Source organism: Aurantimonas sp. DM33-3, assembly GCF_014334315.1.
Lineage (GTDB): Bacteria > Pseudomonadota > Alphaproteobacteria > Rhizobiales > Rhizobiaceae > Aurantimonas > Aurantimonas coralicida.
In genome coordinates, this window is record NZ_JACSGS010000004.1 from 107,226 (window position 1) to 129,061 (window position 21,836).

The 21,836-nt window shown below is 68.7% G+C and carries 23 protein-coding genes; 15 read left to right on the forward strand and 8 right to left on the reverse strand.

The features are described from left to right. Positions 1–6 precede the first annotated feature (6 nt). Together H9Q09_RS07475 and H9Q09_RS07480 are read left to right on the forward strand one after the other, a co-directional pair. Complete coding sequence (locus tag H9Q09_RS07475) at positions 7–948, forward strand: hypothetical protein (protein ID WP_024352050.1); 942 nt, start codon at positions 7–9, stop codon at positions 946–948. A 145-nt stretch (positions 949–1,093) separates the two neighbouring features. Beyond that, positions 1,094–2,173, forward strand: coding sequence for a HAMP domain-containing sensor histidine kinase (locus tag H9Q09_RS07480; protein WP_024352049.1), 1,080 nt, complete (start codon positions 1,094–1,096; stop codon positions 2,171–2,173). An 18-nt stretch (positions 2,174–2,191) separates the two neighbouring features. Here H9Q09_RS07480 and H9Q09_RS07485 read toward each other — a convergent pair whose 3' ends face one another. Both H9Q09_RS07485 and H9Q09_RS07490 read right to left on the reverse strand, forming a co-directional pair. Beyond that, positions 2,192–2,635, reverse strand: a complete 444-nt coding sequence (locus H9Q09_RS07485) for an MgtC/SapB family protein (protein ID WP_024352048.1) — start codon at positions 2,633–2,635, stop codon at positions 2,192–2,194. Between the two features lie 130 nt (positions 2,636–2,765). After that, the gene (locus H9Q09_RS07490) at positions 2,766–3,725 is read right to left on the reverse strand and encodes an alpha/beta hydrolase (RefSeq protein WP_187390521.1); all 960 of its coding nucleotides are present in this window, start codon (positions 3,723–3,725) and stop codon (positions 2,766–2,768) included. Between the two features lie 175 nt (positions 3,726–3,900). On the opposite strand from H9Q09_RS07490, the gene H9Q09_RS07495 reads away from it, so the two are divergent. The 5 genes from H9Q09_RS07495 (at position 3,901) to H9Q09_RS07515 (ending at position 10,576) form a co-directional block, all read left to right on the forward strand. Continuing rightward, positions 3,901–4,200, forward strand: a complete 300-nt coding sequence (locus H9Q09_RS07495) for a hypothetical protein (RefSeq protein ID WP_187390522.1) — start codon at positions 3,901–3,903, stop codon at positions 4,198–4,200. A gap of 100 nt (positions 4,201–4,300) precedes the next feature. Then, complete coding sequence (locus tag H9Q09_RS07500; RefSeq protein ID WP_187390523.1) at positions 4,301–5,326, forward strand: ribonuclease; 1,026 nt, start codon at positions 4,301–4,303, stop codon at positions 5,324–5,326. A gap of 112 nt (positions 5,327–5,438) precedes the next feature. After that, the gene (locus H9Q09_RS07505) at positions 5,439–6,611 is read left to right on the forward strand and encodes a GAF domain-containing sensor histidine kinase (RefSeq protein ID WP_024352044.1); all 1,173 of its coding nucleotides are present in this window, start codon (positions 5,439–5,441) and stop codon (positions 6,609–6,611) included. A 311-nt stretch (positions 6,612–6,922) separates the two neighbouring features. After that, on the forward strand, positions 6,923–10,126 hold the full coding sequence (locus H9Q09_RS07510; RefSeq protein ID WP_187390524.1) for a PAS domain S-box protein: 3,204 nt from the start codon (positions 6,923–6,925) through the stop codon (positions 10,124–10,126). A gap of 168 nt (positions 10,127–10,294) precedes the next feature. Beyond that, positions 10,295–10,576: an SH3 domain-containing protein gene (locus H9Q09_RS07515; RefSeq protein ID WP_187390525.1), complete on the forward strand. Its 282-nt coding sequence runs from the start codon at positions 10,295–10,297 to the stop codon at positions 10,574–10,576. A gap of 98 nt (positions 10,577–10,674) precedes the next feature. Here the strand turns inward: H9Q09_RS07515 and H9Q09_RS07520 are convergent, their stop codons facing one another. Both H9Q09_RS07520 and H9Q09_RS07525 read right to left on the reverse strand, forming a co-directional pair. After that, a complete protein-coding gene (locus H9Q09_RS07520) occupies positions 10,675–11,316 on the reverse strand; it encodes a glutathione S-transferase family protein (protein WP_187390526.1) in 642 nt (213 codons plus the stop codon). A gap of 116 nt (positions 11,317–11,432) precedes the next feature. Beyond that, complete coding sequence (locus H9Q09_RS07525; protein WP_187390527.1) at positions 11,433–12,119, reverse strand: SDR family NAD(P)-dependent oxidoreductase; 687 nt, start codon at positions 12,117–12,119, stop codon at positions 11,433–11,435. Positions 12,120–12,291: 172 nt separating this feature from the next. Here H9Q09_RS07525 and ettA point away from each other — a divergent pair, with 172 nt between their 5' ends. From ettA to H9Q09_RS07545, 4 genes are all read left to right on the forward strand, one after another. Then, positions 12,292–13,941: an energy-dependent translational throttle protein EttA gene (gene ettA, locus H9Q09_RS07530; RefSeq protein WP_024352039.1), complete on the forward strand. Its 1,650-nt coding sequence runs from the start codon at positions 12,292–12,294 to the stop codon at positions 13,939–13,941. A 142-nt stretch (positions 13,942–14,083) separates the two neighbouring features. Beyond that, complete coding sequence (locus tag H9Q09_RS07535; RefSeq protein WP_187390528.1) at positions 14,084–14,419, forward strand: hypothetical protein; 336 nt, start codon at positions 14,084–14,086, stop codon at positions 14,417–14,419. 339 nt (positions 14,420–14,758) lie between these two features. Further along, positions 14,759–16,243 carry a PAS domain-containing protein gene (locus H9Q09_RS07540; protein ID WP_246716048.1) on the forward strand — a complete coding sequence of 495 codons (1,485 nt, stop codon included), beginning with the start codon at positions 14,759–14,761 and terminating at the stop codon, positions 16,241–16,243. Further along, the gene (locus H9Q09_RS07545) at positions 16,224–16,610 is read left to right on the forward strand and encodes a response regulator (protein ID WP_187390529.1); all 387 of its coding nucleotides are present in this window, start codon (positions 16,224–16,226) and stop codon (positions 16,608–16,610) included. The genes H9Q09_RS07540 and H9Q09_RS07545 overlap by 20 nt, the downstream gene beginning before the upstream one ends. A gap of 73 nt (positions 16,611–16,683) precedes the next feature. Here H9Q09_RS07545 and H9Q09_RS07550 read toward each other — a convergent pair whose 3' ends face one another. Further along, positions 16,684–17,409, reverse strand: coding sequence for a cation transporter (locus H9Q09_RS07550; protein ID WP_246716049.1), 726 nt, complete (start codon positions 17,407–17,409; stop codon positions 16,684–16,686). 73 nt (positions 17,410–17,482) lie between these two features. Here H9Q09_RS07550 and H9Q09_RS07555 point away from each other — a divergent pair, with 73 nt between their 5' ends. Further along, entirely contained in the window at positions 17,483–17,908 is a 426-nt protein-coding gene (locus H9Q09_RS07555) for a helix-turn-helix domain-containing protein (protein ID WP_187390531.1), read from the forward strand. 77 nt (positions 17,909–17,985) lie between these two features. Here H9Q09_RS07555 and H9Q09_RS07560 read toward each other — a convergent pair whose 3' ends face one another. After that, entirely contained in the window at positions 17,986–18,387 is a 402-nt protein-coding gene (locus H9Q09_RS07560; RefSeq protein WP_024352033.1) for a hypothetical protein, read from the reverse strand. Positions 18,388–18,543: 156 nt separating this feature from the next. Between H9Q09_RS07560 and H9Q09_RS07565 the strand changes: the two genes are divergently transcribed. Together H9Q09_RS07565 and H9Q09_RS07570 are read left to right on the forward strand one after the other, a co-directional pair. Beyond that, complete coding sequence (locus H9Q09_RS07565) at positions 18,544–19,176, forward strand: DedA family protein (protein ID WP_024352032.1); 633 nt, start codon at positions 18,544–18,546, stop codon at positions 19,174–19,176. A 42-nt stretch (positions 19,177–19,218) separates the two neighbouring features. Next, positions 19,219–19,800, forward strand: a complete 582-nt coding sequence (locus tag H9Q09_RS07570; RefSeq protein WP_187390532.1) for a molybdenum cofactor sulfurase — start codon at positions 19,219–19,221, stop codon at positions 19,798–19,800. Between the two features lie 3 nt (positions 19,801–19,803). On the opposite strand, the gene H9Q09_RS07575 is transcribed toward H9Q09_RS07570, so the two are convergent. After that, positions 19,804–20,163, reverse strand: a complete 360-nt coding sequence (locus H9Q09_RS07575) for a DUF2293 domain-containing protein (protein WP_024352030.1) — start codon at positions 20,161–20,163, stop codon at positions 19,804–19,806. Between the two features lie 16 nt (positions 20,164–20,179). Then, entirely contained in the window at positions 20,180–20,692 is a 513-nt protein-coding gene (gene tsaA, locus H9Q09_RS07580) for a tRNA (N6-threonylcarbamoyladenosine(37)-N6)-methyltransferase TrmO (RefSeq protein WP_024352029.1), read from the reverse strand. Positions 20,693–20,815: 123 nt separating this feature from the next. Here tsaA and H9Q09_RS07585 point away from each other — a divergent pair, with 123 nt between their 5' ends. After that, positions 20,816–21,829 (forward strand): metalloregulator ArsR/SmtB family transcription factor, encoded by a 1,014-nt coding sequence (locus tag H9Q09_RS07585; protein ID WP_187390533.1) that lies wholly within the window; start codon positions 20,816–20,818, stop codon positions 21,827–21,829. Positions 21,830–21,836: the final 7 nt, after the last annotated feature.

Below are 21,836 nucleotides of genomic sequence, written 5' to 3' on the forward strand. Positions count from 1 at the left end.
ACCGCGATGATCGGCGAGGAGGCATCACCGGGACGCGTCGAACGGCTGATCCGGGCGATCCCTGAGGGCGCGGTCCTGCGCGGCGTCTTCGTGGCGCTGCTCGTCATCGCCGGCTCGATCGCCTTCCTCGACTACCGGCAACTGGCCGAGGCATCGGCCGACCGCGAGCGGATCAGCCGCACCGAACCGATGCCGCTGGCGCGTCCCGAGCCGGGTGACCAGGTTCGCCCCTATCTGCCCAGGACGATCCCTGTGGCGCCCGACCGGGGCGTGCCGAGCCTGCCGGGCTGGGACGGTCCGGTGGACGGCGAGGCGATGGCCGAGCGCATGCGCTTCGTGGCCGGGCCGGACGGCGCGATCAGCGCGATCGGGCGGATCGAGATCGGCACGGCGGGCGATTTCCGCGATTTCCTGGCGAGCCCCGAGGCGGCCGGAGCCCGCACGCTCTACCTGCATTCGCCGGGCGGCGCTGTGGACGATGCGATGTTCATGGCGCGCGAGCTGCGCGAGCGGCGGCTGTCCACCATGGTGCCGGCCGACGGCTATTGCGCCTCGGCCTGTCCGCTGGTGCTGGCCGGCGGCCTGACGCGCAAGGCGGGGCAGGGTGCCTGGGTGGGCGTCCACCAGGTCTATGCGCTGCCGCTTTCGGACGTGTCGCGCGACATCGACCGGTCGATCGCCGGGGTGCAGGAGACCATTGCCCGGTGCCAGGAGCTGCTGGTGGCGATGGGCGTCGATCCGGCGGTGTGGATCAAGGCGATGCAGACCCCGGCGGACAGTCTCTACGTGCTGACGCGGGACGAGCTGATCGCCTTTCGCATGGTGCGTCCGTTCCCCGACGACGCCAGCTTCATCGGCCCGCCGGCGCCGCCGGCCTTGCCGGTTTCGACCTTGTCGGTGGCGGGTGACGGGGCGGCGGACCCGGCCGCACCGGACAGCTCCGGCTGACGCGGCGGCGTCTTCGCTCAGCTAACCTGACGAATCGGCGACCGTGACATGCAGCGGAAGCTGCTGTTTGCGCTTCGCATTCGGTGAAGAAACCGTTAATTCTTGCGTTCAATGATTCGCGAAACGAAGCGGCGACGGGGCACGCATGGATTCGGAGTTCTTTGCGCTGGTCATGGACCACGATCCCAACCTCGTCTTCGTGAAGGACGAGAACAGCGTCATTCTCTACGCGAACCGCGCCTTTCTCGAAGTCTTCCCCCCGCAAAAGCGGGCCGGCATCATCGGCACCACCACCATCGAGGATTTCCAGCCCGACGAGGCGGCGCTGTTCCTCGCCGAGGACCGCCGCGCCATGGCGCTCGGGCGCAGCGAGATCGTCGAGGACGTGAGCGACTATACCGGGCGCAAGCGCGTGCTTCTGACCCGCAAGATCGCCTTTACCTGCGTCACCGGCGCGCCGCGGCTTCTGGCGATCTCCACCGACATCACCGAACTGGCCGAGCGCGAGCGGCATCTGGCCGAGGCCAACGACCGGCTGGCCCAGTTCTCGGCCTTCGCGGCGCATGACCTGCGCTCGCCGATCAGCAGCATCGTCAGCGCGCTGGACATGATCCGCCACGACCGGGAGACCACGCTCAGTCCGCGCGCCGAGAGTTATGTCGACCTGATGATGAAGAGCGGCCACGGCCTGGCCCGGCAGGTCACCTCGCTGCTGGAATCGGCCAAGGCAGAGAACCGGGCGGAGCTGGCGACCCGCGAGACCGACCTGAACCTCCTGATGAACGAGATCCGTTTCAATCTCTCGTCGCAGCTGGAGGCCGCCGGCGCGACGCTGCACAGCGCGCGTCTGCCCAATCTCGACGTCGAGCCGCATCTGTTCCGGCAATTGCTGCAGAACCTCATCGAGAACGCGCTCGCCCATCATGGCGACCGGCTGCCCATGGTGATCGTGCGGCACGAGGAGACCGGGGCCGAGCACATCATCTCGGTGGAGGACAACGGCATCGGCATCGCGCCCGGCGAGATGGAGAGCGTCTTCGAGGAGTTCGAGCAGGGCGAGCGCGCCGAGGGCGGCACCGGCATCGGCCTCGCGCTCTGCCGCCGCGTCGTCGGCCTGCATCAGGGGCGGATCAGCATCGATCCGGCCTATCGGGACGGCTGCCGGGTGGTGGTGGCGCTGCCCAAGGAGGCGGTGGCCGCGGGAGCGCTGCGCAACGTCGCCTGAGGGCGGGGTCGCGAACGCCTATTCCAGATGCTTGACGACCCGCAGGATGATCAGCGTCATGACGACGGCGATCACCGCGAGGAGATATTCGCCGAGGCCGCAGGCGAGACCCACCGCACCGGCCAGCCAGAGCGAGGCACCGGTGGTCAGCCCCTTCACCCGGCCGCGCGCCTGGATGATGACGCCGGCCGCCAGGAAGGCGATGCCGCTGGTCACCGCCTCGACGATGCGGATCGGGTCGGCCCGGGTCGAGTCGCTGTCGAAGCGGTCGATCAGCACGACCATCAGTAGGGTGAAGAGGCAGGCGCCGATCGCCACCAGCATGTGGGTGCGCAGGCCCGCGGCATGTTCGCCGCTCTCGCGCTCGTAGCCGACGATGCCACCGAGAAACGCCGCCGCGAAAAGTCGCGCGGTCTGCTGGAGGACCTCCCGAAGGGCCGGCTCGCTGAAGAGATCGGTCATGGCATTCTCCCCGCTGTCGCGACCCCCCGGCGCGCGCCGGACATCAGGTCGCGATGACGAATTCCTACATGCAGAGGAGAATGCGACGGGCATGCGCGCCGGCAAGGGGCAGCGCGCAGACGGCGTGCGTTCAGGCGGGCCGGGGCGCGGTGTCGCCGGCCGGCACGATCCGGTCGAACCAGGCGAAAAGCCCGGCCAGGGCCGGGTCGCGATAGAGCGGCACCTCGTTCAGCGTCTCGTGGCGGGCCCCCTCGACGATCTGAAGGGTGACGTCCCTGACGCCGGCGAGGCGCAACCGTCCGGCCAGCACCGTGACCGCTTCGCCCTTGTCCGTCGCCGGGTCGGCGGTGCCGCCGAGGCAGTGGACGGGGAGCTCGGCCGGCAGCATCGCCAGCCCGGCCTCCGACCCGCCCTGGAAGATCAGCGCCATGACGTCCTCCATCATCGACAGGGTCGGCGCAAAGCCGCAGAGCGGATCGGCGATGAAGGCGTCGACCGCCGCCGGATCGTGGGACAGCCAGTCCTGCATGGTGCGGCGGGGCGAGATCGCCTTGCCCCAGGCCTCGAAGGTGGCGCGCTGCAGGATGCCGCTGGGCACGTCGGAACCCTTCAGCGCCTTCTCCACCTTGAGCGCCAGCCGGCCGACGCGCTCCTCCAGTCCGGCGGTGAAATTGGCGTTCCAGACGGCGACGCCGGCCAGGTCGCGGCCATGGCGCTCGGCGTAATTGAGGGCGATGAGGCCGCCCATGGAATGGCCGAAGACGATCACCGGCAGGCCCGGATGGCGGGCGATTGCGTCCAGATGCACGGCGCGGCAGTCGGTCAGCACCTTCTCGGCGCCGTTGCGGCGGGCGAAGCGGCGCAGCGGCGCATCCGCCGCCGTGGTCGAGCCATGGCCGCGATGATCATGGGCAAGGACGTGACCGCCCTTCGCGGCGAGCGCCGCAGCGAATGCGCCGTAGCGGCCGGCATGTTCGGACAGGCCGTGATGGACGAGCACGATGGCGCGGGCGGGGGCCGTTGCCCGCGCATGATGGACATGGAGCGCGGCGCCGGTCTTGGTGTCGAGTGTGTAGCTGCCGTCGAACATGTCGTCTCTCCGCGTCGCAATGCCGGACGATAGCCGGATTCGCCGGGTCGCGCACGGCGATCGGGGGCGCAATGGAGGCGGGAATGGGCGGCCGGTCCGTTGCGCGCGGGCGATGCCGGGCGACGATGCGGGTTTCGCCTTTCGTCCGCCGCGGTTCCGCTCTATCGCCGGGACCATGACACGCACGGTTCTCGCCACCCTCCTTCTTCTCGCGGCCTTGCCGGTTGTCGCGCAGACGCCCGTGACCGGCCGCTTCATCGCCGAGGCGCGCTGTCCGGCGCTGGCCTCGCTGACCGATCCGTCCAATCCCGGGACCGTCGCCACCGAGCCCGGCAAGGCCTATGCGCTGATCGCGCGCAGCGGCGCGCCGGCGACCCATTATCTCGTCCGCATTCAGGGCGCCGAGCCGGACCGGCGCTGGGTCGCGGTCGGCTGCGGCCGGATCGAGGCCGCCGCCGACAACGCGGCGTCCTGACCGCAAGCCGCCAGGCATGTGTCGCGGACCCTGCGGTGGTTGGCCGATCGCCGTCCGGCGTGCACAATCAGGCTCGGGCTGGAGGGGAGAAGGACGCCGCATGAACGGCTTCGCACGGAACGGCATGATCGCAATGGGGCTCGCGCTGATCCTGGCATGGCCCGGGACGAGCGGCGCGCGCGCGCAGGAGCCGCTGGAGGGCTTCGTCATCGCCCGCGAGGCCTGCGACGCGACCTTGTCCATCCGCGGTGGTCCCGACCGGCAGAGAGAGCGGCTGGTCGTCGACCGGGCCTACAAGCTGATCGGCGAGAACCGCCGCGACGGCAGCCATTATCAGGTGGAAATTCCGGGCGCCGATCCGGCGCAGCGCTGGATTGCCAAGACCTGCGGCGAGCGTGTGCGCCGCGTCGAGTCGGCGGGCGAAGGAGCCGCGCCGGCCCGCCGGCGGGATTCGGATGCCGGGCGCAATGCCCATCGCGATCTGGTGCTGGCGATCAGCTGGCAGCCGGCCTTCTGCGAGACCCGGCCGGGGCGGCCCGAATGCCGGTCGCAACGCCCGGGCCGCTTCGATGCCGACAATTTCTCCCTGCACGGCCTGTGGCCGCATCCGCGCGGCACCGAATATTGCGGCGTCGCACCGGCGCAGCAGCGGCTCGACAAGGCCGGGCGCTGGTCCGACCTCGCCCCGTTGCCGCTGGAGCCCGACACCGCGGCGGCGCTGGCCGAGGCGATGCCCGGCGCCCGCTCCGCCCTCGACCGCCACGAATGGCTTCGCCACGGCACCTGCTACCGGGCCGATGCCGAGGAATATTTCGCCGACTCGCTCATCGTGCTTGGCGCGATCAACGCCTCGCCGGTGCGCCGGCTGTTTACCGGGGCGATCGGGCGGGAGGTGAGGGCGGCCGAGATCCGGGACGCCTTCGACGCGGCGTTCGGCCGCGGCGCCGGCCAGCGGGTGCGGGTCGGCTGCGTCAATGACGGCGGCCGCCGGATCGTGCGGGAACTGATCGTCGGCCTGAAGGGCGAGATCACGCCGGAGGCGGATGTCGGCGCGCTGATCCGGGCGGCGCCACGCATGCGGGGCGGCTGTGCCGCCGGGATCGTCGACCCCGTCGGCCTGCAATGAGAGGGACGCGACCGCGTCGCCGGAACGGACCGTGTGCTTGCGTCACTATTACTGAGACGCCATGATCGCGAGCGGAGCGGGATACCGGCGCAGCAGGAAAGTTGCTTGAAGCGTGCAGACTGATTTGCAGAAAGACGTCGACGCGATCGGCAGGATTCCGGCGGTCCCGACGATTCTCGAGGTCCTGGCGCGCGTGACGGGCATGCGCTTCGTCGCCGTGGCCCGGGTCACGGGCGAGCGCTGGGTCACCTGCAGCGCCCTCGACCGGATCGGCTTCGGCCTCACCCCCGGCGACGAATTGCAGGTGGAGACCACGATCTGCCACGAGATCGAGGAAAGCCGTCAGGCTGTCATCATCGACGACGTCGAGCAGGACGGCATCTACTGCAATCATCCGACGCCGAAGATGTACGGCTTCCGCAGCTATATCTCGGTGCCGATCATCCGCGCCGACGGGGCGTTCTTCGGCACGCTCTGCGCCATCGATCCGCTGCCGGCGACCCTCAAGGATGAGACGACCGCCGGCATGTTCACGCTGTTTGCCGACCTGATCGCCTCGCATCTCGACGGTCAGGAGAAGCTGGCGACGAGCGAGGCGGAACTGGCCAATGCGCGGGAACTGGCCCATCTGCGCGAGCAGTTCATCGCGGTTCTCGGCCACGATCTGCGCAACCCGCTCGCCTCCATCGACGCCGGCGTCAGCATGCTGGCGAAGCGGCCGCTGGACGAGCGCGCCCGGAACATCGTCGGGCTGATGCGCGGCAGCGTCGTGCGCATGGGCGGCATCATCGACAACGTGCTCGATCTCGCCCGGGCGCGGCTCGGCGGCGGCCTCAGCCTGTCTCGCGACGCCGATGTGCCGATCGAGGAGACGCTGCGCCAGGTGGTCGACGAATTGCGCTCCATCCGGCCGGATGCCCGGGTCGAGGTGGATCTGACGATCGACCGCCCGGTGCCCTGCGACCGCTCGCGGGTCGGCCAGCTCCTGTCGAACCTTCTCGGCAACGCCTTGACCCACGGCGCCGAGGACCGGCCGATCATGGTCGAGGCACGCACCGACGACGGCGGATTCGAGCTGTCGGTGCGCAATCACGGCGCGCCGATCCCCGACGCGGCGATGGGCAATCTGTTCCAGCCGTTCTTTCGCGCCGACACGCGTCCGAGCCAGCAGGGACTGGGCCTCGGCCTCTACATCGCCTCACAGATCGCCGAGGCCCATGACGGCACGCTGGACGCCGCCTCGACGCCGGACGAGACCCGCTTCACCTTCCGCATGCCGATCTGAGAACGCACCTTTGGGGGCGTGAGCGATGCCGGTTCGCGCGGCCTGAAAGCACGCTCGGCATTTGATCGATAGCCGGGTGTGGAACCTGCCCGGCCTGCCTCTTGCGTCGTCCGACATTCTGTGACCGATACGCGAGATGAAGCGGCCGCTCGAGACGGCCTGCGGAACGCACGATCCGGACAATTCGCGCCTCTCGGCTCTCCCAGCCGTCGCTCCCGCCCTTCGGCAAGGACGGTGAGGGGGGCGGGGATGGCGGATTCGGCCACGGGCACTAACTGCTGGCCGGGGTGAGCAGAGGCGATGTTAAGAGCATGACAGATCAGCAGGTTGGCGACGCCTCTTCGGCCATTCCGGCATTTCTGGCCGGCGGCGGCGCGACGGGCGAATGCCTGCGCACATTCCCTTGGGCCGACACGCCGCTCGGGCCGCCGCGGCACTGGCCGCCGGCGCTGAAGACGCTGGTCGGCGTCATGCTGTCGTCCAACCAGGCGATGTTCATCGCCTGGGGGCCGGACCGCACGCTGCTCTACAACGATGCCTATTCCGAGATCCTCGCATCGAAGCACCCCGCAGCGCTCGGCCGCGACTTCCTCGACGTGTGGCAGGAGATCCGCGCCGACCTCGTGCCGATCGTCGACCAGGCCTATGCGGGCGAGCCGGTCCACATGGACGACATCACGCTGCACATGCAGCGCCGGGGCTATCTCGAGGAGACGCATTTCAGCTTCTCCTACACCCCCGTGCGCGACGAGACCGGCGCCATCGCCGGCTTCTTCTGTCCCTGCAACGAGATCACCGGCCAGGTGCTGGCTGAACGCCGCCTGCGCGAGAGCGAGGCCCGCGCCAAGGGCGTGCTCGACGGAATGGGCGAGGGCTTTGCCCTGCTCGACCGCGAGTTCCGGGTGATCGACTTCAATGTCGAGGCCGAGCGTCTGGAAAGCCGCCCGCGGGGGGAACTGATCGGGCGCTCGCACTGGGAGCTCTATCCGGGGACCGAGGACGGCGAACTCGGCCGGCTCTACAAGAAGGCGATGAGCGAGCGGGTCCCGGTCGCGCTGGAGCATCGCTATGTCTGGCCTGACGGCCGGGCGATCTGGGTCGAGGCGCGGGCCTATCCGGTCGAGGACGGGCTCGCCGTGTTCTTCCGCGACGTGACCGAACAGAAGCAGACCGAGGCCGTGGCGCGGGAAACTGCCGAGCGCTACCGCCTCGCGGTTCGCGCCACCAACGACGCGATCTGGGACTGGCACTTCGCCACCAATCACGTGCTCTGGAACGAGGCGCTGGAGACCGCCTATGGCCACAAGCCGGACGATGTCGAGCCGACCGGTGAATGGTGGATCGGCCACATTCACCCGGAGGACCGCGCGCGGGTCGACGCCAGCATCCATGCGGCGATCGACGGGACGGAGACCAGCTGGGTCGACGAATACCGGTTCCTGCGCGCCGACGGCAGCTATGCGGACGTGCTCGACCGCGGCCATGTGATCCGCGACGAGACCGGGCAGGCCGTGCGCATGCTCGGGGCGATGCTGGATCTGACCGAGCAGCGTCGCAGCCAGGCGGCGCTCCGCGAGAGCGAGGCGCGGTTCCGGACCTTCGCCGAAGCGCTGCCGCTGGTGCTGTTCACCACGGATGCCGACGGGCGCTACGACTATACCAACCCATTCCTGCAGGCCTTTACCGGCATGTCGGCCGAGGCGCTGGCGGGCTTCGGCTGGAGCGAGGCGCTGCATCCCGACGACCGCGCCCGGGCGCTGGCCGTCTGGGACGAGCGGCGCGCCGCCGAGGAGCCGTTCGAGATCGAGTACCGCCTGCGCCGCGAGGATGGCGTCTATCGCTGGTTCCTCGGCCGCTGCGTGCCGGCCCGTGCCGCGCAGGAGGGCGCGGCCTTGCGCTGGATCGGCACCTGCGTCGACATGCAGGACATCGTCGAGGCGCGCGATGCCAAGGCGCGGCAAAGCGAGGATATGGAACGTCTGGTGGCCGAGCGCACGGCGGACCGCGACCGCATGTGGCGTCTGTCGACCGACCTGATGCTGGTGGCGCGGTTCGACGGCACCATCCTCGCCACCAACCCGGCCTGGACGACGCTGCTCGGCTGGGACGAGGCGGACCTCGTCGGCACCTCCTTCCTCGACCTGATCCACCCCGACGATACCGAAGCGACACAAGCCGAGGCCGGCCGGCTTTCCGACGGTCTCTCGACCCTGCGCTTCGAGAACCGCTACCGCACACGCGACGGCAGCTATGTCTGGCTGTCCTGGACGGCCGTGCCCGACGAGCAGTTCATCCACGCGGTTGCCCGCGACGTGAACGCCGAGAAGGACGCCGCGGCCGAACTGGAGCGGGCGCAGGAAGCGCTGCGCCAGTCGCAGAAGATGGAAGCCGTCGGCCAGCTCACGGGCGGCCTGGCCCATGATTTCAACAATCTCCTGGCCGGCATTTCGGGCTCGCTGGACCTGATGGGCACGCGCCTGGCGCAGGGGCGGCTGAGCGAAGCCGACCGCTATCTCGTCGCGGCCCAGGGCGCGGCCAAGCGCGCCGCGGCGCTGACGCACCGGCTGCTCGCCTTTTCGCGGCGCCAGACGCTCGATCCCAAGCCGACCAACACCGGCGCCCTGATCAGCGGCATGGAGGAACTGATCCGGCGCACGGTCGGCCCGGCGATCGGCGTCGAGAGCGTCGTCGGCGGCGGCGTGTGGAGTGTTCTCGTCGATCCCAACCAGCTGGAAAACGCCCTGCTGAACCTGTGCATCAATGCCCGCGACGCCATGCCGGACGGCGGCAAGATCACCATCGAGACGGCGAACCGCTGGCTCGACGGCCGCGCGGCGCGGGAGCGCGATCTCGCCCCCGGCCAGTACATCTCGCTCTGCGTCCGCGACAATGGCTCGGGCATGACGCCGGATGTGGTGGAAAAGGCCTTCGACCCGTTCTTCACGACCAAGCCGATCGGCATGGGCACCGGCCTCGGCCTGTCGATGATCTATGGTTTTGCCCGCCAGTCGGGCGGCCAGGTGCGGATCTATTCCGAGCTCGGCCAGGGCACGATGGTGTGCATCTACCTGCCGCGCTATCTCGGCACCAAGGACGACAGCGAGGACGCGGCGCTGCCGGTGCCGGCGGTCGCGCCGACCGAGACCGGCAGGACGGTGCTGGTGATCGACGACGAGCCGCTGGTGCGCATGCTGGTCGTCGACGTTCTGGAGGAGCTCGGCTACACCGCGCTCGAGGCCGGCGACGGCCCGTCGGGCATGAAGGTGATCGAATCCGAGGCCCGCATCGACCTGCTGATCACCGATGTCGGCCTGCCGAACGGCATGAACGGGCGGCAGGTGGCCGAAGCGGCGCGGCAGGTACGCGCCGGCCTGAAGGTGCTGTTCATCACCGGCTATGCCGAGAACGCCGTCCTCAATCACGGCCATCTGGAACACGGCATGCAGGTGGTGACCAAGCCCTTCGACATGGGCGATCTGACCCGGCGCATCCAGACGATCATCGCCGACGACTGAGCCCGCGCGCGGCGGCGCCGTTGTTTCCCGCCGCGCGACGCCAGCTGATCGCGAGCGGACGCCCGGACGTGCAATCCGGACGCCGGGGCATGGTCACGCCCTGCCGGACGCGCCACTCATGGCGGGACGCCGGCACTGATCCGGCGTCGCGCACAGGAGTTCAGGGCGATGCTGCGGTCCGCGACGATCTCGGGAATGATGCTGGTGATGCTGGCCGTCGGGGCGGGCACGGCGCCTGCCAGTGCCGCCGAAGTGTGCGACCTCGATCCCAATGGCGACTATTACCTGTCGGTCCGGGAAGGCCCGGGCTCGCGCTATCCGGAACTGACCCGGCTGGGTCAGCGGACCTATGTCGACATCATCGATTCAAATGACGACGGGTCCTGGTACCTCGTCGAGGCCGATGGCGAGCCGACCGGCTGGGTCTATGCCGGCTATATCTGCCAGTAGGCGCCGGTTCCCGGGCTCAGCAACAAGCGCCCGTCGGATTGATCGCGACAAGCCGGCCCAGCAGCGCCCGCCGAGAGGGGCGCTGCAGGGGCAGGGCATTACACCACGCGCAGGTCGTCGTAGGACACCATGACGTGCTCGCGATAGGCCGGGCGCTCGGTGAGGCCGGCGTAGTAGCGTTCGATGGCGGGGTGCGACGGCCGGTCGATGGGCAGGTCGTAATAGCGGTAGAGCAGGTGTCCGAACTGCAGGTCGGCGAGGGTGAAGTCCTTGCCGGCGATGTAGCCGTGTTCGGCGATGCGCGCCTCGGCGATGTCGAAGCGCGGCTTGAGCGCCTGTACCGCTGCGGCGATGGCGGCGGCGTTGCGGTCGGCCTCCGGAACCCGGACGATCTGCCAGAACACCGGGCCGCTGAAATTCAGCCAGATGTTGAGCTTGGCCCATTCGGCCCATTTGTCGATCTGGGCGCGGGCCGAGACGTCGTCCGGCCAGAACGGCGCGGCACCGTAGCGGCTGGCGAGATAGCGCAGGATCACGGCGGATTCGAACAGCGGCTCGTCGTCGCCATCCTTCAGCACCGGCACGAGACCATTGGGGTTCATCGCCCGGTATTCCGGCGTGTCGGTGCCGCCGTATTTGTGGCCGGCATCGTGGCGCGTGGCTTGGAGCCCGAGTTCGGCGATGCCCCACATCACCACCTGGACATTCGACGAATTCCGGCGTCCCCATACGGTCAGCATGTGTCTTCCCCTCGCTTGCGATCCCTCGTGGCGCCAGTGATGCGGCAGGGCGTTGCGCTTGGCAACCGCGATGCCGGGGACGGCGCGCCCGGTGCCTCGGCGCGCGCCTGCCGCGGTCAGAAGCGCTCGACGAAGGGGCGCAGCTCGATCTCCCAGCTCCAGGCCGAGCGATGCTGGTCGATGAGCGCCAGATAGGTCCCGGCGATCGCGTCGGGATCGAGCATGGAATCGGGCTGGTCGGCCGGCTCGCTGCGACCCGGATTACGGATCGCGCCGTCGATGACGACGTGGCCGACATGGACGTTCTGCGGATGCAGCTCGCGGGCCATGGACTGGGCGAGACCGCGCAGGGCGAACTTGCCCATGGCGAAGGGGGCCGACCGGGCAAAGCCCTTCACGCCGGCCGAGGCGCCGGTGAACAGGATGGTGCCGTGGCCCTGTGCGAGCATGCGCCGGGCAGCGGCCTGGGCGACGAGGAAGGCGCCATAGGCGGTGACGTCCAGCGCCCGGCGGACCTCGGCGGGGTCGAGATCGACCAGCGGGCCGCGCAGCCGCGCCGACGGATTGTAGATCGCCACCGCGAGGTCGCCGTCGATGCCGTCCACCTGTTCGAACAGGCGGGACACGGCAGCCGGATCGGCGGCGTCGCAGGCGGTGGTCGTCGCACCGGTCTCGGCTTCGAGGTCGGCGAGCTTGTCGGTATCGCGGGCGGCCAGCACCAGATGATGCCCACGGGCGGCGAGCTGGCGGGCGAGCGAGGCGGAAAGGCCGTCGCCGACCCCCACGATCAGGGCGATGGACATGGGCTGGCTCCTCGGCAGCGTTGCGGCTGGCGACAAGGATAGGCGAGCGGTGCGCTGTTGCGAGGGAGCGTCTGCCGCGCCTCTTCGCGTCGCGGCCGTTGCTCCGCCTGCTCCGATGGCTTACGTACGGCGCAACTTCTCTTTCCATCTCGATACGGAGCGGCAGCGCGCAATGGCACGCCAGTTCATCTATCACATGTCCGGACTTTCGAAGGCCTACGGCAACAAGAAGGTCCTGGAGAACATCCATCTCTCCTTCTACCCCGACGCCAAGATCGGCATTCTCGGCCCGAACGGCGCCGGCAAGTCGACGCTGCTCAAGATCATGGCCGGCGAGGACAAGGACTTCACCGGCGAGGCCTGGGCCGCCGAGGGCGCGACCGTCGGCTACCTGCCGCAGGAGCCGCATCTCGACGAGTCGAAGACGGTGTTCGAGAACGTCATGCTCGGCGTCGCCGACAAGCAGGCGATCCTCGACCGCTACAACGAACTGATGATGAACTACTCCGAGGAGACCGCGGAGGAGGGCGCCAAGCTCCAGGACGTCATCGACGCCCAGAATTTGTGGGATCTGGAGAACCAGGTGGAGATGGCGATGGACGCGCTGCGCTGCCCGCCGCCGGACGCCGAGATCGCGCCGCTGTCGGGCGGTGAGAAGCGCCGCGTCGCGCTGTGCCAGCTGCTCCTATCGAAGCCCGACATCCTGCTGCTCGACGAGCCGACCAACCATCTCGATGCCGAGACGATCCTGTGGCTGGAAAAGCACCTGCGCGAGTACGAGGGCTCGGTGCTGATGATCACCCATGATCGCTACTTCCTCGACAACGTCACCGGCTGGATTCTCGAGCTCGATCGCGGCCATGGCGTGCCCTACGAGGGCAACTACTCGGTCTATCTGGAGAAGAAGCAGAAGCGCATGCAGCAGGAGGGCCGCGAGGACGACGCCCGTATGCGTGCCATCACCCGCGAGCGCGAGTGGATCCAGCAGGGCGCCAAGGCCCGCCAGACCAAGTCGAAGGCGCGTATCCGCGCCTATAACGAGCTGGTCGAGGCCGCCGAGAACCGCAAGCCGGCCGACGGCAAGATCGTCATCCCGACCGGCGAGCGCCTCGGCAACCGGGTGATCGAGGTCGAGAACCTGACCAAGAGCTACGGCGACCGGGTGCTGATCGAGAACCTCTCCTTCAAGCTGCCGGCCGGCGGCATCGTCGGCATCATCGGCCCGAACGGCGCCGGCAAGTCGACGCTGTTCAAGATGCTCACCGGCCAGGAGAAGCCCGACAGCGGCGAGATCAAGATCGGCGAGACCGTCGATCTCGGCTATGTCGATCAGAGCCGCGACGACCTGACGCCGAACAACACCGTCTGGGAGGAAATCTCCGGCGGCGTCGACATCATGAAGCTCGGCAAATACGAGATGAACAGCCGCGCCTATGTCGGCAACTTCAACTTCAAGGGCCCGAACCAGCAGCAGAAGGTCGGCACCCTGTCGGGCGGCCAGCGCAACCGCGTGCACCTCGCCAAGATGCTGAAGTCCGGTTCCAACGTCATCCTGCTCGACGAGCCGACCAACGATCTCGACACCGAGACGCTGACGGCGCTGGAAGATGCGCTGGAGGAATACGCCGGCTGCGCCGTGGTCATCAGCCATGACCGCATGTTCCTCGACCGGCTGGCGACGCACATCCTCGCCTTCGAGGGCGACAGCCATGTCGAATGGTTCGAGGGCAATTTCGAGGATTACGAGCAGGACAAGATCCGCCGCCTCGGCCCCGAGTCGGTCAATCCGAAGCGTCCGACCTACAAGCGCCTGACGCGCTGACGGGTTCGCGCCGGTCCGGTTTCCGGAAGGGAGCCGGACCGGCGTACGGGACCGGACGGTTAACAGGGTGTTAGCCGGCTATCGGTCGCGGTTGTGTCCTGCTATTTTGTCCTCGCGCAATGGGCGCGAGGGGAGGGCAGCCGTGACGAACAGACGTCTATCCACGATCGCGACCCTCGCCGGAGCGGGGCTTCTGATCCTCGGTCATGCGGGTGCGCAGGCCAAGCCTGCCGAGTGCTACAGCACCGACGACGGCTATTTCGACTGCGACTTCCAGATGACCGATTCGGCCGGAAGCTTCACCATCACCGGGCCGGACGTGACCTATATCCTCGTCATCGACAGCCCGGGCTATGCCTCCGGCTTCGTCAATCTGGGCCATCGCAACGTCCCCTTGCCCGGCACTTATGTGCGCGAGCGTGGCGACCCGGCCTGCTGGTCGAGCGCCGCGACCGATACGCGCATCTGCGCCTGGTAAGGTTTTGTTCGCGCTCTCGCTTCCCTGTGAAGATTCATCATGGCATCAGCAACCAAATGGCAGGGATGGCATTTTAGGATGACGGGGGACGAGGGGTGGAATAACGGTGCGTTCTGGCGCCGGTGTCCGTCCGGCCTCCATTGAAGACGAGACGAATTCGCACGGCGCCGGCCCCCGGGGGTCGCCTGCCGTCAACAAGGGCGCGGATGTGCCGACAGACAAGCCGAACCCCACCAAGGTGTCCGCCCGATACCGTCCGACATCTCCCCACGATCCGGCCGGACCGGGGCGCGGACCCGACGGGATGACGGGCATGGATTGCAGGTCCTCCGCGCTGGCATGAACGATCTCGTCTTCGCCCATATCTTCGACGTGCTTCCCAGCCCCTACATGGTGCTGGACCGGGAGCTGCGATACGTCTCGGTCAACCGCGCCTATGAGCAGGCCGTGCTGAAGCAGCGCGAGGAACTCGTCGGCCGGCAGCTGTTCGACCTGTTTCCCAATGAGGGCGAGAGCGGCCGGCGGCTGCGGGCGTCCTTCGCCGAGGTCCTGGAGACCGGCGAACCCGACACGATCGCCTTCATTCCCTACGAGATTCCGCGGCCGCAATCGGAAGGCGGCGGCGTCGAGGAACGCTACTGGACCGCCACGCACACGCCGATCCTGGACGATGACGGCGCGGTCGCCTTCATCGTGCAGAACACCGTCGACGTGACCGAGATCGTGCGGCTGAAACAGGCGAGCACCGTGCCGAGCGCCGCCGTGCCGGGCGAACTGGCGCTGCTGCGCAATGCCCGCGAGGTCGAGGAGGCCTATCAGGAGACCCGCTCCGAGAGCGAGGAGTTCCGCCGGCTGTTCCGGCAGGCGCCGGGCATGATCGCGGTGCTGCAGGGACCCGACCATGTCGCCGTCTTCGCCAATGACAGCTATGCCCGCTTCGTCGGCCATCGCGACGTGATCGGCCTGCCGATCCGGGAGGCGCTGCCCGAAGTGGCGGGGCAGGGCTTCTTCGAGATGCTCGACGCGGTCTATGCCGACGGCAAGTCCTTCACCGGCGAGGGCGTGCGCCTGCTCATCCACGGCGAGGGCGACGAGGGGCTGAGCGAAACTTTCATTGATTTCACCTACAATCCGATCCGCGATGCCGAAGGCCGCGTGACCGGCGTCTTCGTGCAGGGTGCCGACCGGACCGACGCGATCCGCGCCGCCGATCGCCAGCGGCTCTTGATCGACGAGCTCAATCACCGGGTGAAGAACACGCTCTCCACCGTCCAGTCCATGGCGCGCCAGAGCTTCCGCAAGCTGCCGCAGGCCCAGGAGGCGCGGGCCGCCTTCGACGCGCGCATCCTGGCGCTGAGCCACGCCCACAATGTACTGGCCGAGCGGCGCTGGGAGGCCGCGGGGCTCCGCGTGCTGCTGCGCCAGGAGCTGTCGCCGTTCCCGCGCAGCCAGGTCACCATGTCCGGGCCGGAGGTGCATCTGACCGCCCGCTCGGCGATCGCGCTGAGCATGGTGTTCCACGAGCTGGCCGCCAATGCGGCCGCCTACGGCGCGCTGTCCAGCGACGAGGGCGAGCTGGTGGTGAGCTGGCAGGTCGCCGGCGAAGGCGCCGGCCGCCATCTGTCCATCGCCTGGACGGAGACGGCCGGAGCGCCGGTTTCCGCGAGCCCGCTCGTCGAAGGGTTCGGCATGCGCATGCTGCACCGTGTGGTCGAAGGCGAACTATCCGGTACGCTGTCCCTTGACCTTGCCTCCGGCGGCCTCATCTGCCGTATCGAACTGGCCCTGTCCGAGGTGGAGGAATTTGCAAGCACAGCCGCATAACACTGCTCGTTACGTCGCCGGACTGAAGGTGTTCGTGGTCGAGGACGAGAGCCTCGTCGCCATGCAACTGGAAGACATGCTGTTCGACCTCGGCTGTGAGGTCGTCGGACTGGCCATGCGGCTGAAGCGCGCCCATGACATGCTGGATTCCGGCATGACAATCGACGTGGCCATTCTCGACGTCAATATCGGCGGCGAGAAGATCTATCCGGTCGCCACGCGGCTGCGGGAGGCCGGCATCCCGATCGTCTTCGCCACCGGCTACGGCCGGGAGGGGCTGGAAACCGAATGGCAGGTTTGCCCGGTGCTGCAGAAGCCCTACAGCGCCAGCCAGATCGAACATTCCATCCTCACCGTCACCGACTGAGGACAGCCGGTTCGCGTCCAGGCGGGCGCCAAGGGGCGAAGGCGGGAGCCATGCGCTCCCGTGCCGTGTCCTGTCAGGAGCTGCTCCCCGAGCTTGCGAGCTCAGTGGGCGTTTCGCCATATTCCGCAAAGGCTTGGCGCAGGATCGTGACAGACGAGGTGAGGAACAGGCCGGCCATGACCGCGGCAACCGCGAGGTCGGGCCAGGCCGAGCCCGAACCCCAGACGCCGAGGGCGGCGACCATCACCACTACATTGCCGATCGCGTCGTTGCGCGAGCACAGCCAGACCGAGCGCACATTGGCGTCGCCGTCCTTGTAGCGCATCAGGAGGCCGACCGAGGCCAGGTTGGCGGCGAGCGCCAGCAGCCCGATCAGCCCCATGATCTGGGCGCTGGGAACGCCGAGCACCACCACCTGATAGGCCGTCGAGCCGAACACCCACAGCGCCATCAGGCTGAGCGAGACGCCCTTGAACAGGGCCGCCGAGGCGCGGATCTTCAGGCTCGCGCCGATGACCGCCAGGCTGAGGCCGTAGGTCAGCGTGTCGCCGAGGAAGTCCAGCGCATCGGCCATGAGCGCCTGCGACCCGGCGATGCGGCCGGCGCCCATCTCGACGAGGAACATCGCGCCATTGATGGCGATGACCGTCCACAGGATGCGCTTGTAGCGCGGATCGACGCCGTCGAAGACGGGCACGCCGCCCGAGCAGCCGCAGGCGGCGGTCGGTGCCGGTTCGGCCGCGGCGGGCTCGGTCGGGGCGGCGGGTGTGGCGGTGCTGGCGCAGCAATGGTCGGCCATCGCGGGGCTCCTTTTCATGCGTTCGGCGCGACCCTACAATCTCCAGTGACTAGAGAAGCAAGGGTGAAATCCGATGAATCTCGCAATCGGCGACCTGGCGCGCCGCACCGGGGTGAAGATCCCGACGATCCGCTATTACGAGGAGATCGGCCTGCTGCCGGCGCCGCCGCGCAGTGCCGGCAACCGGCGGCTTTATGGCGAGGCGCATCTGCGCCGCCTCGGCTTCGTGCGCCATGCGCGCGAACTCGGCTTCGACATCGAGGCGATCCGCGAGCTTCTCGACCTGGCCGGTCATCCGACGCGGCCCTGCGCCAAGGCGGACGAGATCGCCACCGAGCACCTCGCCGACATCGACCGAAAGATCGCGCGGCTGACCGCGCTGCGGGCCGAGGTCGCGCGCATGACCCGCTGCCGGAACGAGACGGTCGAGCAATGCCGGGTGATCGAGGTGCTGGCCGATCACGACCAGTGCCTGGCGGACAGCCATCCGGCCCCCTGACGCGGGCGGCTGGCGGAACTGGGCCGGGCAGCAGGGCGCCGCGATTGTTTGGGGCCTCTGGCGGGAAGGCGCGCGGCCTATTCGTCGGCGGTGCCGGTCAGCAGCATGACGAACTGGCGTTCGCCGAGGTCGAGGCCGGCGACGCGGGCGCCGGGATGGCGGGCCCGCAGCGCGGCGTGCCGTGCGGGCTCGGCCAGCAGCATCAGATGCAGGCCCGCGGCCGCGAACTGCGCGTGCAGGGCCTCGTCGATGCTGGCCTCGCCGGGCAGGGCGACCACCGCGAGGACGAAGGCGCGGCGCAGCATGCGGTCGCGCGCCGCCTCCACGCTGGCGACGCGGCTTGCGCGGGCTCCGGCGGCGTCGAGCGCATTGGCGGTGCGAAGGCCCCGCGCCGCGTCGGGGTCGAGGACAAGCACGTCCCGGCCGGCGAGGAGGTTCGCCCAGCTGAAGTCGTCGAATGTGTCGAGACCGGTCGTCATCCGGCCATGAGATCACTCCCCTAGCGTACCGGCAAGCGCGGCGGCTTACGCCCGGCAGACGGCCGCCTGCCGCATGCGGGGCGGAACCCGAAACGCCATGCGGGGCTTTCTGCACGGTGAACGGCGCCCTGCGCGGCGAGACTGAACGGAGACGACATGGACGCCTTTGTCCGCAGCATGATGGAAACGCTCGGCCCCTTCGGCATCGCGCTCCTGATGTTCCTGGAAAACGTCTTTCCGCCGATCCCCTCCGAACTGATCATGCCACTGGCTGGCTACCAGTCGGCGAGCGGGCAGATGTCGCTGGTCACGGTGATCCTCGCCGGCACGGTCGGGTCGCTCCTCGGCGTCATCCCCTGGTACTATGCCGGCCGCTTCGTCGGCGAGCGCCGGCTGAAGCGCTTCACCGAGCGCCACGGCCGCTGGCTGACCATGGCCCCGGAGGATGTCGATGCCGCCGACCGCTGGTTCCGCAAATACGGCATCGCCGCCGTGCTGTTCGGTCGCCTGGTTCCGGCGGTGCGCACGCTGATCTCGGTGCCGGCCGGCATCGCGAAGATGTCCTTCCTCACCTTCCTGGTCTTCTCCGCCATCGGCAGCGCCGCCTGGACGACGCTTCTTGCCTATGCGGGCTATGCGCTCGGCCAGAATTACGAGGCGGTGGAATCCTATGTCGGGCCGGTTTCCAATGCCGTGCTCATCGCCATTGTCGGCTTCTACATCTATCGTGTCGCCACCTTCGACCGCAGCCACACGCGGGCGGAGACCACCGACGATTCGCCGCGCTAGGCGGGCCGTCTCCGCCAACACGATGCCGGACGACACCGACGGATGCAGATGCAACGCACGCGGGCGCGCAAGCTCGCCGCCACGATCGACGGTCTCTTCCGCACACAGGGTGATGGGTTCGCCACCGTGCCGGTCGATCATCTCGACCTCGGCTTCGACGGCATCGACGGCGACCGCCATGGCGGGATGACGCCGCGCTCAGGGGGACGCGAGCCCTGGTATCCGCGCGGCACGCGGATGCGCAACGAGCGCCAGCTCTCGCTGCTGGCTGCCGACGAACTGGCCGAGGCCGCCGCAGCGCTGGACATTCCCAAGATCCGGCCGGAATGGATCGGCGGCAATCTGCTCGTCGGCGGCATTGCGCGTCTCACCTGGCTGCCGCCGCGCACGCTTTTGATGTTCGCCGGCGGCGTGACCCTGCGGATCGACGGCGACAACGGCCCCTGCCGGTCCTCCGGTGCGGCGATCGCGGCGCATTACCCGGATCGCGGCGACATAGAGCTGGGTTTCGTGAAGGCGGCCATGCACCGCCGCGGCCTCGTCGCCTGGGTGGAAAAGCCCGGCCGCATCACGGTCGGCGAGGCCGTCGAGGCGCGCATTCCCGAGCAGTGGATCTACGCCTGAACTTCATTCGTCGTCCGTCTCGTCGGCTTCGTCGGCCACGGCGCCGGCATAAGGCTCTTCATCGATGGCGTCGGGGTCGAGATGGCGGGTGGCGCCCCAGCCGTCAAGCACCGCATTGGTGTCGTCGAGGACGAAGAAGCGTGCCGCGTCCTTGTCGTAGCCGTCGTCCATGAGTTCGTCATAGTCGGTATGGGCGTGGCGGATATGGGCGACCGCGGCGAGCCAGACGGCGCGTTCGGGCGGCAGGGAGCGCATGTGCCGGGCGCGCGCCGCCTCGCGGATCGCCTCGGCGTCAATGAAGGGCGCGCGGGGGATCAGGGCGGTGAGGGCGCGGGCAACTCTCTTCTGGCGTTCGGTGGCCAAGGCAGGGTCGGTCCCGTCAGGCCGGCGGCGCGTCGACCGACGCGAGATAGGGCTTGATGTCGAGGAGCGGCGTGCCGTCGAGGACGTCGATGGCATCGATGCCGATGATCCCGGTCTCGCGGTCGAGGGCGACGATCTGCACGAGATGCAGGCCGACCGGATTGGGCCGGACCGGCGAGCGCAGCGAGAAGGTGCCGCGCGGCGCGTCGGCATGGCGCGGCATCTGCAAGGCGAGATCGCGATCCGCCTGGTCGAGCCAGGTCAGGAGCAGCACCCATTGCCCGGCGCCCAGACCCGCAAGGCCCTCGCGCCAGCGCGGTTCGAGCCGGATTTCGGCGGGTTGGCCCGCCTCGCGGGCGCGGCCGACATTCTTCGGGCATTGCGATCGCTCGGTCCAGGGCGAGCAGATGCGGCCGATGAAGACCAGTCCGGCATCGTCATAGGCCGGCGTGGGCCCCTCGAAGCGGCGCTCGCCGGGCCGCGCGACGGTGGCGTCCGGGGCGGCCGAGGAAACGGGAGGCGGCGTCATGGCGCTGCGACGGCCATCGGGGCGGGGCGGGCGCTCCGACCATTCGTCAGCGGCGCATGGTATCGCTTGCATCGGTCCGTATTTTCACATAAAGATATCTTTATATCGAAATCGAGACGGAACATGCTGGACATTCAGAAGCTCTCCTTCGGCCGACTGGTCGATGCCCTCAAGGCGGTCGCCGAGCCGACCCGCCTGCGGCTCGTCCTGCTTCTGGCGCGAAGCGATCTGACGGTCAGCGACCTTACCGCGATTCTCGGCCAGTCGCAGCCACGCATCTCGCGGCACCTGAAGCTGTTGGTCGAGTCCGGTGTCCTGACCCGCTATCAGGAAGGCGCCTGGGCCTATTTCCGCCTGTCGGAGGAGGCCAGTGTCTCCGGTCTCGTCCATGCCGTCCTGAACTGGGCCGACGAGGCCGATCCGGTGGGCGAGCGCGACAGCGAGCGGCTGGACGCGGTGCGGGTGGAACGCGCCCGCCGCGCCGCCGACTATTTCGCCCGCAATGCTGGAAGCTGGGACACGATCCGGGCGCTGCATGCCTCTGACGCCGAAGTCGAGCAGGCGCTGCTGGCCGCGCTCGGCAACAAGCGCATCGGCACGCTGCTCGACGTGGGCACCGGCACCGGCCGCATGCTGGAGGTGCTGGCGCCGCGCTGCGAGCGTGCGGTCGGCATCGACGCCTCGCGCGAGATGCTGGCGATCGCCCGGGCCAAGCTCGACAGCGCCGGGATCGGCAACGCGGTCGTGCGCCAGGGCGAGGCCTATCACCTGCCGGTCGAGCGTCAGGCCTACGACCTCGTCACCATCCATCAGGTGCTGCACTATCTGGAAGACCCGCAGGCCGCCGTTGCCGAGGCGGCCCGGGCCGTTGCGCCGGGCGGCCGCCTGGCGATCATCGATTTCGCGCCGCACGAGCTGGAATTCCTGCGCGCCGAGCATGCGCATCTGCGCCTCGGCTTTTCCGACGACACGCTGGCCGGCTATCTGGACGATGCCGGCCTCGAACTGGTGTCCCTCGACCATCTCGTCTCCAGCGGAGGCGAGACCGGCGAACTCACCGTGACCATCTGCATCGCCCGGGACCCCCGCCTGCTCGTGGCAGGCGACGGCCCGAACCGCACAACCCTCGTCAGCTGATAGAGAG